At 71.7% G+C, this 15,504-nt stretch carries 11 protein-coding genes and 1 pseudogene; 6 read left to right on the top strand and 6 right to left on the bottom strand.

What is annotated here, in order from left to right; translation table 11 throughout:
• Window positions 1-18: 18 nt before the first annotated feature.
• The 3 genes from HTV45_RS08245 to HTV45_RS08235 are packed head-to-tail and all read right to left on the bottom strand — an operon-like array spanning window position 19 to window position 3,117.
• Window positions 19-1,779 (bottom strand): NAD+ synthase, encoded by a 1,761-nt coding sequence (locus tag HTV45_RS08245; protein ID WP_215204984.1) that lies wholly within the window; start codon window positions 1,777-1,779, stop codon window positions 19-21.
• A gap of 55 nt (window positions 1,780-1,834) precedes the next feature.
• Entirely contained in the window at window positions 1,835-2,458 is a 624-nt protein-coding gene (locus HTV45_RS08240) for a DUF305 domain-containing protein (RefSeq protein WP_215204983.1), read from the bottom strand.
• A complete protein-coding gene (locus HTV45_RS08235) occupies window positions 2,455-3,117 on the bottom strand; it encodes a DUF3105 domain-containing protein (protein ID WP_215204982.1) in 663 nt (220 codons plus the stop codon). Before HTV45_RS08235 ends, HTV45_RS08240 begins: the two co-directional genes overlap by 4 nt.
• A 188-nt stretch (window positions 3,118-3,305) precedes the next feature.
• Here HTV45_RS08235 and HTV45_RS08230 point away from each other — a divergent pair, with 188 nt between their 5' ends.
• The 3 genes from HTV45_RS08230 to HTV45_RS08220 all read left to right on the top strand — a co-directional run bounded on the left by HTV45_RS08230 (window position 3,306) and on the right by HTV45_RS08220 (window position 7,228).
• The gene (locus tag HTV45_RS08230) at window positions 3,306-3,749 is read left to right on the top strand and encodes an Rrf2 family transcriptional regulator (protein ID WP_215204981.1); all 444 of its coding nucleotides are present in this window, start codon (window positions 3,306-3,308) and stop codon (window positions 3,747-3,749) included.
• A 268-nt stretch (window positions 3,750-4,017) separates the two neighbouring features.
• Window positions 4,018-5,379 carry a glutamine synthetase family protein gene (locus tag HTV45_RS08225; RefSeq protein WP_215204980.1) on the top strand — a complete coding sequence of 454 codons (1,362 nt, stop codon included), beginning with the start codon at window positions 4,018-4,020 and terminating at the stop codon, window positions 5,377-5,379.
• 289 nt (window positions 5,380-5,668) lie between these two features.
• Window positions 5,669-7,228, top strand: a complete 1,560-nt coding sequence (locus HTV45_RS08220; protein ID WP_215204979.1) for a polysaccharide lyase family 1 protein — start codon at window positions 5,669-5,671, stop codon at window positions 7,226-7,228.
• Between the two features lie 75 nt (window positions 7,229-7,303).
• On the opposite strand, the gene HTV45_RS08215 is transcribed toward HTV45_RS08220, so the two are convergent.
• Entirely contained in the window at window positions 7,304-8,356 is a 1,053-nt protein-coding gene (locus tag HTV45_RS08215) for an endonuclease/exonuclease/phosphatase family protein (protein WP_215204978.1), read from the bottom strand.
• 320 nt (window positions 8,357-8,676) lie between these two features.
• Window positions 8,677-8,889, bottom strand: a pseudogene (locus HTV45_RS08210) (MFS transporter); the annotation flags it as partial.
• Window positions 8,890-9,074: 185 nt separating this feature from the next.
• Here HTV45_RS08210 and panB point away from each other — a divergent pair.
• The 3 genes from panB (at window position 9,075) to HTV45_RS08195 (ending at window position 12,120) form a co-directional block, all read left to right on the top strand.
• Window positions 9,075-9,953 (top strand): 3-methyl-2-oxobutanoate hydroxymethyltransferase, encoded by an 879-nt coding sequence (panB, locus tag HTV45_RS08205; RefSeq protein WP_215204977.1) that lies wholly within the window; start codon window positions 9,075-9,077, stop codon window positions 9,951-9,953.
• A 299-nt stretch (window positions 9,954-10,252) separates the two neighbouring features.
• Window positions 10,253-11,284, top strand: coding sequence for an ATP-binding cassette domain-containing protein (locus HTV45_RS08200; RefSeq protein ID WP_215204976.1), 1,032 nt, complete (start codon window positions 10,253-10,255; stop codon window positions 11,282-11,284).
• The gene (locus HTV45_RS08195) at window positions 11,281-12,120 is read left to right on the top strand and encodes an ABC transporter permease (protein ID WP_215204975.1); all 840 of its coding nucleotides are present in this window, start codon (window positions 11,281-11,283) and stop codon (window positions 12,118-12,120) included. Before HTV45_RS08200 ends, HTV45_RS08195 begins: the two co-directional genes overlap by 4 nt.
• On the opposite strand, the gene HTV45_RS08190 is transcribed toward HTV45_RS08195, so the two are convergent.
• Entirely contained in the window at window positions 12,121-15,402 is a 3,282-nt protein-coding gene (locus HTV45_RS08190) for a BTAD domain-containing putative transcriptional regulator (RefSeq protein WP_215204974.1), read from the bottom strand. It lies immediately after the preceding gene.
• Window positions 15,403-15,504: the final 102 nt, after the last annotated feature.

Here is a 15,504-nt window from a genome sequence, read left to right as displayed (position 1 = left end):
GGGCGTCCGCCCCGGCCGTCAGGCCGGTGTGCCCTCGCGCCAGCCGTTGGTGATCGGCAGGCGGCGGTCCTTGCCGAAGCCCTTCGGGGAGATCTTCGTGCCCGGCGGGTACTGCCGCCGCTTGTACTCCGCCCGGTCCACCATCCGCAGCGTCTTCGTCACCAGCTCCGCGTCGAACCCGGCCGCGACGATCTCGTCGGCCCCCCGGTCCCGGTCCACGTACAGCGCGAGGATGGCGTCCAGCACCGGGTAGTCGGGCAGTGAGTCAGTGTCCACCTGCCCCGGCCTCAGCTCCGCACTGGGCGGCTTCGCGATCGAGTTCTCCGGGATGGGCGGTGTCTGCCCCCGCTCCGCCGCCGCGCGGTTGCGCCACTCGGCCAGCCGGAACACCGACGTCTTGTACACGTCCTTGATCGGCCCGTACGCCCCGACCGAGTCCCCGTACAGTGTCGAATACCCCACCGCCAGCTCGGACTTGTTCCCCGGGGCCAGCACGATGTGCCCCTCCTGGTTGGAGATCGCCATCAGCAGCGTCCCCCGCAGCCGCGACTGCAGGTTCTCCTCGGCGAGCCCGGTGAGCCCCAGCGAGCCCATGTACGCGTCGAACATCGGCTCGATGGCGACCGTCCGGTAGTTCAGCCCGGTACGCCGTGCCAGCTCCGCCGCGTCACCCTTCGAGTGCTCCGACGAGTACTTCGACGGCATGGACACGCCGTACACGTTCTCCGCGCCCACCGCGTCACAGGCGATCGCGGCGACGAGCGCCGAGTCGATCCCCCCGGACAGCCCGATCAGCACGGACCGGAACCCGTTCTTCGCGACGTACGCCCGCAGACCCACGACCAGCGCGGAGTACACCTCCTCGTCGTCGTCGAGCCGCTCGGCGTATCCCCCGGCCGCCTCGGCGTCGTACGCGGGCACGGGTTCCCGCGACAGCACGACCCGGTCGATCCGCAGCCCGTCGTCGACCACCCCTGCCGGCGCGTCGGCCTCGGCGGCGGGCAGGTCGAGATCGACCACGACACACGCCTCGGAGAACTGCGGCGCCCGCGCCACCACTTCACCGTCGCGGTCGACCACGATGGAGTCGCCGTCGAAGACGAGCTCGTCCTGCCCGCCCATCATCGCGAGGTACGCGGTCGTGCACCCGGCCTCCTGCGCCCGCTTGCGCACGAGCTCCAGCCGGGTGTCGTCCTTGTCGCGCTCGTACGGCGAGGCGTTGACCGACAGCAGCAGTCCGGCCCGCGCCGAGCGCGCCGCCGGCACCCGGCCCCCGTCCTGCCACAGGTCCTCGCAGATGGCGAGGGCGACGTCGACACCCCGCACCCGTACCACCGGCATCGTGTCGCCGGGCACGAAGTACCGGAACTCGTCGAAGACGCCGTAGTTCGGCAGGTGGTGCTTGGCGAAGGTCAGCACCACCTCGCCCCCGTGCAGCACGGCTCCGGCGTTCTGCGGCGCACCCGCCGGCTGCCCGTACTTCGGCTGGGCGGCGGAGCTGCGGTCGAGGTAGCCGACGACCACCGGGAGTTCACCGAACCCCTCCTCGGCGAGCCGCGCGGCGAGCGAGCGCAGCGCCGCGCGGGAGGCTTCCACGAAGGACGACCGCAGGGCGAGGTCCTCGACGGGATACCCGGTCAGCACCATCTCGGGGAACGCCACGAGGTGCGCTCCCTGTTCGGCGGAGTGCCGGGTCCAGCGGACGACCTCTTCGGCGTTGCCGGCGAGATCGCCGACGCGCGAGTCGATCTGATTCAGGGCGAGACGTAGTTGAGGCACGCCGCCCAGTGTAATCGTCAAACCGACGCGATGTCGCGGAGCCCCCTGTCCACGGCTACGGCCGGGCCGCCGCTCCCCGCTCCTCCAGCATCTCCGCCATCAGCGCGATCTCCGACTCCTGCGCCTCCACCATGCCCCGCGCGAGCCGCTTCTCGACCCCGACCTCGCAGGCACGTACACACCCCTGGGCCATATGGACACCACCCCGGTGATGGTCGGTCATGAGCCGCAGGTAAAGGATCTCGGCACGCTTCCCGTCCAGCGTCCCCAGCCGCTCCATCTCGGCGTTGGTCGCCATCCCCGGCATCAGCGCCCCGTCCTTGCCGGAGGCCGCGTCGCCCATCCCCATCCAGGTCATGGGCGGGTCCGCGGACACCTTGGGCAGCTCCCACAGGTCGAGCCAGCCCAGCAGCATGCCCCGCTGGTTGGCCTGGGTCTGGGCGATGTCGTAGGCGAGCCGCCGGACCTCCTCGTCGTCCGTCCGGTCGCGCACGACGTACGACATCTCGACGGCCTGCTGGTGGTGCACCGCCATGTCCCGGGCGAACCCGGCGTCCGCGGAGTCCGGCGCCGGTACGACGCCCGACGCCCCTTCGTCCCCGGCCACCGCGAAGGTGATCGCCCCGGCCGCGACGAGCGCCGTCGCCGCGGCGCCCGCGATCAGTCCCAGCTGCCTCATCCGGACAGCCCGTTGGTGCACGCGGCCCCGGGCTCGGGCGTCTGCTGCCCCTGGACGAACTTCTCCAGGAAGGCGTCCACGGCCGGGTCGTCCGCCCCGGTCACCGTCCGCTGGTGTCCCCAGGCGGTCAGCAGGATCGGGTCCTTCTGCCCGTCCACGGGGCTCATCAGCGTGTACGGGGTCTTCTTCACCTTCGCCGCCAGCGCGTCGACGTCTGCCTTCCCGGCTTCGGCGTTGTACGTCACCCAGACGGCGCCGTGCTCCAGCGAGTGCACGGCGTTGGTGTTGTTGATCTCGTCGGTGTAGACGTCGCCGTTGCAGTTCATCCACGCGGGGTTGTGGTCACCGCCCACCGGGGGCGACACGGGGTAGTCGACGGCCTTGGTCACATGGTTGCGCCCCAGCTCGCCCTTCCAGGCGCGCACGCCGTCCTTGTCCGTGACGAACTTGCCCGCGGTCCCGGAGCCGCCCGCGGTGGCGCCGCCGTCGTCCGACTGCGACTGGACGAGCACCACGCCCCCGGCCACGAGCCCGCCGACGACCACCACACTGGCGGCGATGGTGAGGATCCGGTTGCGGCGCTCGCGGGCCTGCTCGGCGCGCCGCATCTCCTCTATGCGCGCCGTACGTGCTGCGCTGCTCTTCTTGGCGGAGCCCATGGGGAATGCCCTTCGGGGAGGCGTGTGGGACGAACGGATCAACTGATCGTAGTAGGGATGGACAGGCAGTCGTAGAGGACGGGGAAACCGGGACCGCGGACGGCATCGCACCGGCCACGGGCCACCCGCACACGATCTCCACCGCGAATAATGTGAACCGCGGATGCGCATTCATTACGCTGCCTGGCATGCGGCTCCTGCGCTCCACCGACCTGGCTCTCCGGGTCCTCATGCGCCTCGCCGTGACCAGCGGGGCCAAGGCGACGACACGGGACGTCGCGACGGCCATGGACGTGCCCTACACCCATGCCGCGAAGGTCGTCGCCGCACTCCAGCACATGGGTCTGCTCACCGCCCGGCGCGGCAGGGGCGGGGGTCTGGCCCTCACGGAGGAGGGCCGTACCGCCTCGGTGGGGGCACTGGTCAGGGCCTTCGAGGGCGAAGGGGACGTCGTCGACTGCGCGGGCACGGCCACCTCGGCCGCCTGCCCGCTGAGCTCCGCCTGCCGGCTGCGCGGCGCCCTGCGCCAGGCACAGGAGGCGTTCTACGCCACGCTGGACCCGCTCACGGTGGCGGACATCGCGGGCGGCCCGACCGGCCCCCTTCTGCTGAGCCTCTCCCCGAGCCCGTGAACCACCCGCTCCGGGCCTCTCCCCGAGCCCGTGCACCGCACCATTACGGACGCGGGCGCGAACAGGCAGGATGGACCCCGGAGCGGTACACCTGACAGGGGGCGCCCCGGCCACGACCGGCCGGCCGGCCGAGGTCGGCAACGCGTATGAAACGCTGGTGTGGTGGGATGCCCCTGTACCCGCCCCGGGCGCCCGCCCGGCCTCCCGGGGCGCGGACGCGAACGCTCGCGGACAGGCGGCCTGACCGGCAAGGATGGGGAAGCGGAAGATGGACAAGCAGCAGGAGTTCGTGCTCCGGACACTGGAAGAGCGCGACATCCGGTTCGTGCGCCTGTGGTTCACCGACGTGCTGGGCTTCCTCAAGTCCGTGGCCGTCGCCCCCGCCGAACTGGAGCAGGCCTTCGACGAGGGGATCGGCTTCGACGGCTCCGCCATCGAAGGATTCGCGCGGGTATACGAGTCCGACATGATCGCCAAGCCGGACCCGTCGACGTTCCAGATCCTCCCCTGGCGTGCGGAGGCCCCCGGCACGGCGCGGATGTTCTGCGACATCCTGATGCCGGACGGCTCCCCGTCCTTCGCCGACCCGCGCTACGTCCTCAAGCGCGCCCTCGCCCGCACCTCCGACCTGGGTTTCACTTTCTACACCCACCCGGAGATCGAGTTCTTCCTGCTGAAGGACAAGCCGCTGGACGGCAGCCGGCCGACCCCGGCGGACAACTCCGGCTACTTCGACCACACCCCGCAGAACGTCGGCATGGACTTCCGCCGCCAGGCGATCACCATGCTGGAGTCGATGGGCATCTCGGTGGAGTTCTCCCACCACGAGGGTGCCCCCGGCCAGCAGGAGATCGATCTGCGCTACGCGGACGCGCTCTCCACGGCGGACAACATCATGACGTTCCGCCTGGTCATGAAGCAGGTGGCGCTGGAGCAGGGGGTCCAGGCGACCTTCATGCCCAAGCCGTTCTCCGAGTATCCCGGCTCCGGCATGCACACCCACCTCTCCCTCTTCGAGGGCGACCGCAACGCGTTCTACGAGTCCGGCTCGGAGTACCAGCTCTCCAAGGTCGGCCGCTCCTTCATCGCGGGCCTGCTGCGGCACTCGGCGGAGATCTCCGCCGTCACCAACCAGTGGGTGAACTCCTACAAGCGCATCTGGGGCGGCTCGGAGCGCACGGCCGGCGCCGGCGGCGAGGCTCCGTCGTACATCTGCTGGGGCCACAACAACCGCTCGGCCCTGGTCCGGGTGCCGATGTACAAGCCCGGCAAGACCGGCTCGGCGCGGGTGGAGGTCCGCTCCCTCGACGCCGGCGTCAACCCGTACCTGGCCTACGCCCTGCTCGTCGCCGCCGGACTCAAGGGCATCGAGGAGGGCTACGAGCTCCCGCCCGGCGCCGAGGACGACGTCTGGGCCCTGTCCGACGCGGAGCGCCGTGCGCTCGGCATCGAGCCCCTGCCGCAGAACCTGGGCGAGGCCCTGGCTCTGATGCAGCGCAGCGACCTGGCCGCCGAGACCCTCGGCGAGCACGTCTTCGACTTCTTCCTGCGCAACAAGAAGCAGGAGTGGGAGGAGTACCGCTCCGAGGTCACCGCCTTCGAACTGCGGAAGAACCTGCCCGTCCTCTGAGGCGCACGGCACAGCGGGGCACCCGCACACCAGGGGGGCCGGCGGTCAGTGACCGCCGGCCCCCCTGGTGTGCGGGTGCGTTCGCGTTCACACACTTGAAACGGAGTCTGAAATTCCGTAACTGCGCGGGACCTTGCCAGCCGCTCGGGCGTGGCCCTACTGTCGCGACGGACGGAGAAGAAAGCGCTTTCTCACCGAGGGGTCCGGCCCCACCCCGCCCCCTCCCGTCGGTCTCAATGTCATGCCCATGACACACATGCTGACTCAGAGGACGAAAGGCGAGGCGAGCATGGAACGATCAGTCGCCGTACGACTCTCCGCGTTACTGGCCACGGGAGCCCTCGCGGCCGCTTCCACGGTGGCGCTGTCCACATCCACCGCGTCCGCCGCGACGGGCGGTGTCACCGGCTACGCCACCCAGAACGGCGGGACCACCGGCGGCGCGGGCGGCCGGACGGTCCGCGCCACCACCGGCACCGCGATCCACCAGGCCCTGTGCGGCCGGGCCGACAGCTCCACCCCGATCGTCATCCAGGTCGAGGGCACCATCAACCACGGGAACACCACCAAGGTGTCGGGCGGCAGCTGCAACACCGCCGCCGACAAGATCGAGCTGAAGCAGATCAGCAACGTCACCGTCGTCGGTGTGGGCAAAGGTGCCGTCTTCGACCAACTGGGCATCCACATACGCGAGTCCAGCAACATCATCATCCAGAACGTGACCGTCAGGAACGTCAGGAAGTCCGGCTCGCCCACGTCCAACGGCGGAGACGCCATCGGCATGGAGAGCGATGTCCGCAACGTCTGGGTCGACCACACCACCCTCGAGGCGTCCGGCGGTGAGTCGGCGGGCTACGACGGCCTGTTCGACATGAAGGACAACACCCAGTACGTGACGCTGTCCTACAGCACTCTGCGCAACTCCGGCCGCGGCGGTCTCGTCGGCTCCAGCGAGAGCGACCGGTCCAACAGCCACATCACGTTCCACCACAACCTGTACGAGAACATCGACTCCCGTACGCCCCTGCTGCGCGGCGGCGTCGCGCACATGTACAACAACCACTACAGGAACCTGAACGAGTCCGGGATCAACTCCCGGGCCGGTGCCCGCGCGAAGGTGGACAACAACTACTTCGAGGACTCCAAGGACGTCCTCGGCACCTTCTACACCAGCGAGGCCGGCTACTGGCAGGTCAGCGGCAACATCTTCGACAACGTGACCTGGTCCTCGCGCAGTGGCGACACCAACCCGGCCGGTCCGGACCCGAGGTCGAACACCTCGGTGGGCATTCCGTACGCCTACACCCTCGACGCGGCCGGCTGCGTACCGGGCGTGGTCGGTCAGACGGCCGGCGCGGACAAGGGCCTGAGGGTCTCGGACGGGAGCTGCACCCCGCAGAATCCGGACCCGACCGACCCCGGCCCGACGGACCCGGACCCCGGCCCCACCGACCCGGACCCGGGCCCGACCGACCCTCCCGCCGGTACCAACCTCAGTCTCGGGGCGGGCGCCGACGGTTCCTCCAAGGCCGGCGGCACCAGTTACGGCAACGTGCGTGACGGCAGCATGAGCACCTACTGGTCGCCGTCCGGCTCGACCGGTTCCATCTCGGTCAAGTGGAGCTCCGCCACCACGGTCTCCAAGGTCGACATCCGTGAGGCGTCGGGCGCGACGGGCGCCATCGGCTCCTACCGTGTCATCGACCACGACACCGGAGCCGTCCTGGCCTCGGGCAACGGAGCGGGCGTCATCAGCTTCCCCGCGACCTCGCTGAAGAAGATCACGTTCGAGATCACCAGCGCGTCCGGCACCCCGAGGGTCGCCGAGTTCGAGACGTACGCGAGCTGACACACCCGGGGGCCGTCCACGCGGCGGCCCCCGGCCCCGCCCGGCGCGGGTGAAGGACCGGCAGCACGGCCGGCGTCAGTCCGAGGGCTTGGCGAGCTTCAGGCGGGCCGCGACGGGGAGATGGTCGCTCGCCGTGGCCGGGAGGGTCCAGGAGCTTTCCGGCTCGGCTCCCCTCACCAGGATCTGGTCGATCCGCGCCATCGGGAACGAGGCCGGCCAGCTGAAGCCGAAGCCGCTGCCCACGGCGCCCTGGGTGGAGCGCATCTGGGAGGTGACGGCGTTCAGGGCCCGGTCGTTCATCGTGCCGTTCAGGTCGCCGAGCAGGACGATGTTCTCCAGGCGTTCGCCGGAGATGGCCTCCCCCAGCGCGTCGGCGCTCTTGTCGCGCTGGCGGGCCGTGAAGCCGGCCTCCATCTTCACGCGCACCGAGGGAAGATGGGCGACGTAGACCGCGACCCGGCCGGCGGGCGCGGCGACCGTGGCGCGCATCGCGCGCTTCCAGCCGAGACGGATGTCCACCGCCTTCACGTCACTCAGCGGATACTTGCTCCACAGGCCGACGGTCCCCACCACCGCGTGATGCCGGTACGTCGGTGCCAGCGCCGATGCGTAGGCGGACACCTTCGACGCCTTCAGTTCCTCCAGGGCCAGGACGTCCGCGCCCGAGGCGGCCACCTCCCGGGCCGTGCGCGAGGGATCCGGGTTGTCGGCGTTGACGTTGTGCGTGACCACCGTCAGGTCGCCGCCGGGCTCGTTCTTGTCCCCGAGCAGACCGCCGAAGAGGTTCATCCAGACGGCCGCCGGCAGGATCGTCGCGATCAGCGCCGTCGCCGACTTGCGGACCAGCGCGAGCAGCAGCAGGACCGGGATGAACAGGCCCAGCCACGGCAGGAACGTCTCGATCAGGCTGCCCAGGTTGCCGACAGCGTTCGGGATGCGGGAGTGGGCCAGCATGACCAGGGCCAGCAGACCCGCGCAGACGGCGAGAACCAGACCCCGGCGCCAGATACGGCGGTCGCCCCGCCAGCCCCTGCTCACACCGTCCAGCAGGCGCCGAAGCCGGGAAACCGGGCGCTCGGGCTCCGAGCCTCCGCCGTCCGTCTCCGTCATGTACGCCTGCTGCGCCATACCGTTGCCTCACAACCCGCTGTGCACACCGTCGCCCCGTGTGGTTAAGACCCTAGGGGATGATCGGCTCCGTTCTCGCCGCCCCCGGCGGCCGTACGGGGGCAAGGACGTACGCGGGCGCCCGGGGAGTTCCGGGCGGGAGCGGCGGGAGCGGCCTCTGTGACGAAACGCGCACATCGCGCTCGGGTGCTGACGGGGCGCGGGCCCGCGGGAGAGTGCCCAGGCCGTCGCGCACGGGGGTGCCGGGAAGTGCGGGTTCTGAGGTCCGGCGGCGCGTGTGGGCCCCGGCGGGCGGGCAACGCCCGGCCCGCCCAGGGATCTCAGTCCGCCGTCGAGATCAACTCCTCGCCCCTGTCGTGCCGTTCGGGCGTGACCGTACGGCCGGGCAGGTACACGGCGACGAGGACCGCGCCCAGCACGGCGACGCCCGCTCCCCACAGGGACGTGACGTGCGTCGCGTGCAGGAACGCCTCGATGGACTCCCCGGCGGCGTGCCGGACGCCGGGCGGCAGCACGACGAGCTCGTCCTCGATGTGACCGCGGACGGGCGGGGGGCGTGTGCGGGCCGGGCGAGGGGTGCACTGGGGCGCAGCTCACAGAGCGTCCGGGGGCGGCGCACGGGCCTGCCTCTGGCCCTCGTCCGGTCGAAGTGCCACCATGGAGGTGGTCCGGGGACGCCGTCAGGGCGCCTCGAGATGACGTGTTGGGAGACAGCTCCATGACGCAGCTTTCCGCTGCCCGGGCCGGGGTGACACCCGGCTCCTCCTCCGACGGCAAAACGCTGTACGGGGGCAAGGGCACACGCCGCATCACTGTCCGTGACATCGCCGCAGCCAAGGAGCGCGGTGAGAAGTGGCCGATGCTCACCGCGTACGACGCGATGACCGCGTCCGTGTTCGACGAGGCCGGTATCCCGGTCATGCTCGTCGGCGACTCCGCGGGCAACTGCCACCTCGGGTACGAGACCACCGTGCCCGTCACCCTCGACGAGATGACCATGCTGTCGGCCGCGGTGGTCCGCGGTACCTCGCGCGCCCTGATCGTGGGCGACCTGCCCTTCGGCGCCTACCAGGAGGGTCCGGTGCAGGCGCTGCGCTCGGCGACCCGGCTGGTCAAGGAGGCCGGTGTGGGTGCGGTGAAGCTGGAGGGCGGCGAGCGGTCGCACCGGCAGATCGAGCTGCTGGTGGAGTCCGGGATCCCCGTGATGGCCCATATCGGGCTGACCCCGCAGTCGGTGAACGCGATGGGCTACCGCGTGCAGGGGCGCGGCGAGGAAGCGGCGCAGCAGCTGCTGCGGGACGCGAAGGCCGTGCAGGACGCGGGGGCGTTCGCGGTGGTGCTGGAGCTGGTTCCGGCGGAGCTGGCGGCCGAGGTGACGCGGGTGCTGCAGATTCCCACGGTCGGTATCGGGGCGGGCGCCCGAACGGACGCGCAGGTGTTGGTGTGGACCGACATGCTGGGGCTGACCGGGGGGCGGGTGCCAAAGTTCGTGAAGCGGTACGCGGACCTGCGTGAGGTCATGAGCGGGGCGGCCAAGGCGTTCGCCGAGGATGTGGTGGGCGGGACGTTCCCGGAGGAGGCGCACTCCGTGCACTGAGCGGCGTCGCTGCCACTGAGCCATCGCGGCACCATCTGCCGGCCCTGTCGATTCCCCCGTCGACAGGGCCGGCTCACGTGTGCCTGCTCATGTGTGCCGGCTCATGTGTGCCGGCTCACGTGCGGCGGGGCTGGGCGGGTGGGCGTCTCGCTCGTCGCCGTGCGTGGGTGGGGCCTGGGGGTGTCTGCGCAGCCCGGCGCTCAGCGGTGTCGGTGGGGAGCGGCATCGGTGGGAGCGGTGTCGGTGGGGGGCGATGGTCTATCGGTGGTTTGTCGGTGAGGGCTGGCAGGGTCATTGGCATGACGCGAAACGACATGCAATCGGGAGGCACGGGGAGCGCCGTTTCCGTGCGGGGGCTGGTCAAGCACTACGGGGAGACCAAGGCGCTGGACGGGGTCGACCTGGAGGTACGGGAAGGCACCGTGATGGGGGTGCTCGGACCGAACGGGGCCGGGAAGACCACGCTGGTACGGATTCTGTCCACGCTGCTCGCCCCGACGGCGGGACACGCCACCGTCGCCGGGTACGACGTGCTCCGCGAGCCCCGGCAACTGCGCCGGGTGATCGGCCTGACCGGGCAGTACGCCTCCGTGGACGAGAAGCTCGCGGGCTGGGAGAACCTGTATCTGATCGGGCGGCTGCTCGACCTGCCCCGCAAGGAGGCCCGGGCCCGCGCCGACGCGCTGCTTGAGCGGTTCTCGCTCACCGAGGCGGCCCGGCGCCCGGCGGCCACGTACTCCGGCGGTATGCGGCGCCGCCTCGACCTGGCCGCCTCGATGATCGGCCGGCCGGCCGTGCTGTTCCTGGACGAGCCGACCACGGGGCTTGACCCCCGTACCCGCAACGAGGTGTGGGCCGAGGTCCGGCGGCTGGTCGGGGACGGGGTGACGGTGCTGCTGACCACCCAGTACATGGAGGAGGCCGAGCAGCTCGCCTCCGAGCTGACCGTCGTGGACCGGGGTCAGGTCATCGCGAGCGGCGGTATCGAGGAGCTGAAGGCCAAGGTCGGCGGCCGCACCCTGCGGATCCGCCCGGCCGACCCGCTGCGGCTGCGTCCACTGGCCGAGGCGCTCGACGCGCTGGGCATCACCGGGCTCGCCACCACCACCGTGGACACCGAGCGGGGCGTGGTGCTCGTGCCGGTGCTGAGTGACGAGCAGCTGACCGCCGTGGTCGGCGCGGTCACCGCGCGCGGGATCACCCTCAGCTCCATCTCCACCGAACTGCCCAGCCTGGACGAGGTGTTCCTGTCCCTCACCGGTCACCGTCCCAGCGCCCCGCAGGACGCCGCGCCCGCGGCCGACACCCACGAGGAGGTCATCGCCGTATGAGCGCTGCCACCGCCACCACCGACACCACCACCGCCGGGTCCGGTCTCCGCGCGGACGGGCGCATCTCACCGCGTTCCCATCTGCGGCACACCGGGGCTCTGGTACGCCGCAACCTGCTGTGGATCCGGCAGGACCCGGAGTCGATGTTCGACGCCGTGCTGTTCCCGATCGTCTTCACCCTGCTGTTCGTGTACGTCTTCGGCGGCTCGATCGGGCAGGCGCTGGGCGGCGGTCAGGAGGCGTACGTGCAGTACATCGTGCCCGGACTCATGGCCATGATGGGCATGAACATGGCCATGGGGGTGGGCACGGGGTTCAACCAGGACTTCAACACCGGCGTCATGGACCGCTTCCGGTCGCTGCCGATCGGGCGGGGCTCGGTACTGTTCGCCAAGATCTCGGTCGAGATGATGCGGATGCTGATCGCCACGGGCATCCTGATGGTCGTCGGGGTGCTCGTCGGTTTCGACATCACCGACTGGCCGGGGCTGCTCGCGGCTGTCGGGCTCTCCGCGGTATTCGGATCGGCACTGATGTGGATCTTCCTCACGCTGGGGGTGGTACTGAAGAACGCCCAGTCCGTGCAGGCGATGGGCTTCCTGGTGCTGATGCCGCTGCAGTTCGGTTCGTCCATCTTCGCGCCGCCGCAGTCGATGCCGGGCTGGCTGCAGAGCTTCACCGACTACAACCCGCTCTCCTCGCTGGCCGACGCCGCACGCGGGCTGATGGTGGGTGGCCCGGTCGCGCAGGACCTGTGGACGACGCTGGCCTGGTCGGTGGGGATCACCGTGGTGATGGCCCCGGTCGCGATCCACAAGTTCCGTACGAAGACCTGATCACTCCGGTCCGAGCAGGGCGGCGGCCTCCTCCACGCCGAGGCCGTCGCCCTCGGCGTACGCGGTCTCGTACGCCGTGTCGCCGAGCGCCGCCCGGGCACGCGCCTCGGCGCGTTCGCGCACCTCGCGCTCCACGAGCGTGGCATGGTGTCCCGGCGGCAGCCACGAGTCGGCGGCGCCGACGCAGCGGGCCGCGTCCCGGGCGTGCCGCCCGCCGCCGAGTCCGGCGAGGGCGACGGCGCCGAGGGTGAGGTACGCGGCACGCATATAAGGTGCCATGGCGGTGGACAGCGGATCACCCGCCCGCCGGATCGCCTCGCGGAGGACGGCCAGCGCCCGCTCGTCGTTGCCCTCGGCCACCTCCAGATAGCCCTCGGCACCGAGGATGAACGCCTCGAAGACGACGTAGTGCGCGATGCGGAACTCCTCGCGCAGGACGTGCAGCTGCTCCCGCGCCTCCGCCGTGCGCCCCGTCGCGCAGAGCCAGCCGGTCAGGAAGAGCCGGGCGGCGGGCAGGGCCTCGGTGTGCCGGCCCTTGGAGTCCTCGATGACCTCGCGCAGCAGGCGCTCACCGCGCTCCGGGTCGCCCGCCTCCAGCAGGGCACTGCCCAGCCGCGCGGTGAGCACGGCGACGTGGGTGCGGGCGCCCAGGCGGTCGGCGTACTCGATCGCCGCCTCGAAGTCCGCGGCGGCGTCCTCGTACGCGCCGGCCCGCTCGCGGGCCTCGCCGCGCGCGGCGAGCGCCTCGGCGACGCCCCAGGCGTCACCGAGCCTGCGGTGGATCTCCAGGGCCTCGTCGGCGGCACGGCGGGCGTCATCGGCCCCGTCGCTGCGGTTGGCCAGGAAGTTGGCGCGCAGCTGGAGGTTGGAGGCCAGCTCCCACGCGAACCCGGGGTTCTCCCGGCAGGTACGGATCGCCGCGTCGACCACGTGATGCAGCCGCTCCACGTCACCGGTCAGCATCGCCGCGAACACCCAGAGCAGGCCGGGCGGGCGACAGGTCTGCGGCATCCCCGGTTCGTACGTCGCGCCGACGAGGCGCAGCTTGTGCTGTGCCTGCGGGGTCTGCCAGTCGTCCAGTGCGCTGTCCATGTGGGCCATGTGGGTCAGGTGCACCCCTCGCCGGGCCTCGGCGAGGACCTCGCCGGTCATGGGCGGCGGATCGTCGGTGCAGCGCTGCCAGAGCGGGGCGGCGGGCCGCATCGGTTCGGTGAACGGGTCCGGGCCGAGGATCATGACCTCGGCGCACCAGTGGCGGGCCTCGATGCGCAGATCACGCATCTGCCAGTACCAGGTGAGCGACAGGGTGATGCAGAGTGCCTCCTGCTCGTCGCGCAGGGCGAGGGCGTGCCGCAGGGCGGTGCGCACGTTCTCGTAATCCCGCTCCAGCAGGGCGATGGCGACCTGCTGGTCGAAGCCGCGCAGCATCGGTTCGGTGGTGCGCACGAGTTCGCGGTAGTACGTCAGATGCGCCCGCTCCGCGTCAGGGCGCCGGCCGGATTCCTCCAGCCGCTCGCCGGCGTACTCGGCGACGGTCTCCAGGAGCCGGTAGCGCATCCCGCCGTCCCCCGAAGGGGCGGCCACGACAAGGGACTTGTCCACGAGGGAGCCGAGCGTGTCGAACGCGGCCGGTCCGCAGACGGCCTCGGCGGCGGCGAGGTCGCAGCCGCCCGAGAAGACCGACAGGCGGCCCAGTACGTCGCGTTCGTCCTCGTCGAGCAGGTCCCAGGACCAGTCGACGACGGCCCGCAGGGTCTGCTGCCTGGGCAGGACGGTACGGCTGCCGGAGGTGAGCAGCCGGAAGCGGTCGTCGAGCCGGTCGGCGATCTGACGCGGGGTGAGCATCCGCAGCCGGGCGGCGGCGAGTTCGATGGCGAGCGGCAGTCCGTCGAGGCGTCGGCAGATCTCCGCGCAGGCCGCCGCGGTGTCCTCGTCGGCGTCGGTGCGGAAGCCGGGGCGGGCGGCAGCGCCGCGGTCGGCGAGCAGCCGCAGGGCGACCGGCTCCGGCAGCGGCTCCACCGGGCGCAGCGACTCCCCTCGCACGCCCAGGGGTTCACGGCTGGTGGCGAGCACGGTGAGGCCGGGGCAGCGTTCCAGCAGCGCCTCGACGAGGTGGGCGGCGGCCTCGACCACGTGCTCGCAGTTGTCGAGGATCAGCAGCATGCGGCGGGGGCCGCAGTGCTCGGCGAGTCGCTCCACGGGGTCGGCGTGCCGGTCGGTGACGGCCCGCATGCTCTCGGCGCCGGCTCCGTACAGCACGGTCTCGCGGGCACCGACGGCGGTGAGTACGGTCTCGGGGACGGCGCCGGGGTCGTCGACCGGGGCGAGTTCTGCGAGCCACACCCCGTCCGGCGTGGTCTGCCGCAGCGTCTCGGCGGCCTCCTGGGACAGCCGGGTCTTGCCGGCCCCGCCCGGTCCGAGGAGTGTGACCAGCCGGGCGGCGGCGAGGTCGGCGCGGATGGCCTCGATGTCCCGCTCCCGGCCGACGAACGAGGTCAGCCGGGCCCGCAGGTTGCCGGGCGGCGCCCCCTTCGGCTTCCCCGGTGCGGCCGGCCCGGGCTTCAGCAGCTCGGCGTGGAGGGAGCGCAGTTCGGCGCCGGGGTACGAGCCGAGCCGGTCGGCGAGCAGCCGTCGTACCTCCTCGTAGGCGGCCAGCGCCTCGGCGGTGCGTCCGGTGTCCCGCAGGGCGCGCAGCCGCAGCGCCTGGAGGGGTTCGTCGAGCGGGTGGCTGTCGCACAGGGCGGTCAGCTCGGGCAACGACTGCTCGGCCTCCCCGAGAGCGAGGGCGGCGGTGTGCCGGCCGCGCAGCACGTCCAGGTGCCGGGCCTCGACGCGGGCCGCCTCCGCGGTGCTGTCGGGCAGCCCGGCCAGGACGGGCCCGTGCCACAGGGCGAGGGCGTCGTCCAGCACGGTCGCCGCCTTCGCGGGGTCGCCGTCGGCCAGGGCGCGCAGCCCCTCCCCGGCCAGCCGCTCGAAACGGTGCAGGTCGACGTCGTCGGGAGCGGCGGTCAGCCGGTAGCCGCCTTGGGCGGAGGCGATGGCGTCCGCGCCGAGCGCCCGGCGCAGCCGCCCGACCAGTGCCTGCAGCGCCCCGGTGGCGTCGGCCGGCGGATCACCGCGCCAGACCTCGTCGACCAGTACGGCCACGGGGACGGTGCGACCGGCCCGCAGGGCGAGCACGCTCAGCAGCGCGCGCAGCCGCGCCCCGCCGACGGGGACGGCGCTGCCGTCGGGACGGAGTGCCTGGGTGGTGCCGAGGATGCGATAGCGCACGGGGTCCATTCTGTCCGGTTGGGGGGCGCGGCGGGCGCCGGGGACGGCCGGGGTGGCGCGGCGGCGGGGCGGGGAGGTGCCGCGGTCGGTGAGGGCAGCGCCGGCCGGGCA

It is taken from the genome of Streptomyces sp. CHD11, assembly GCF_018638295.1.
Lineage (GTDB): Bacteria > Actinomycetota > Actinomycetes > Streptomycetales > Streptomycetaceae > Streptomyces.
Note: the sequence above shows the minus strand (reverse complement) of the source record. Positions and strands in the feature narration are given on the sequence as shown.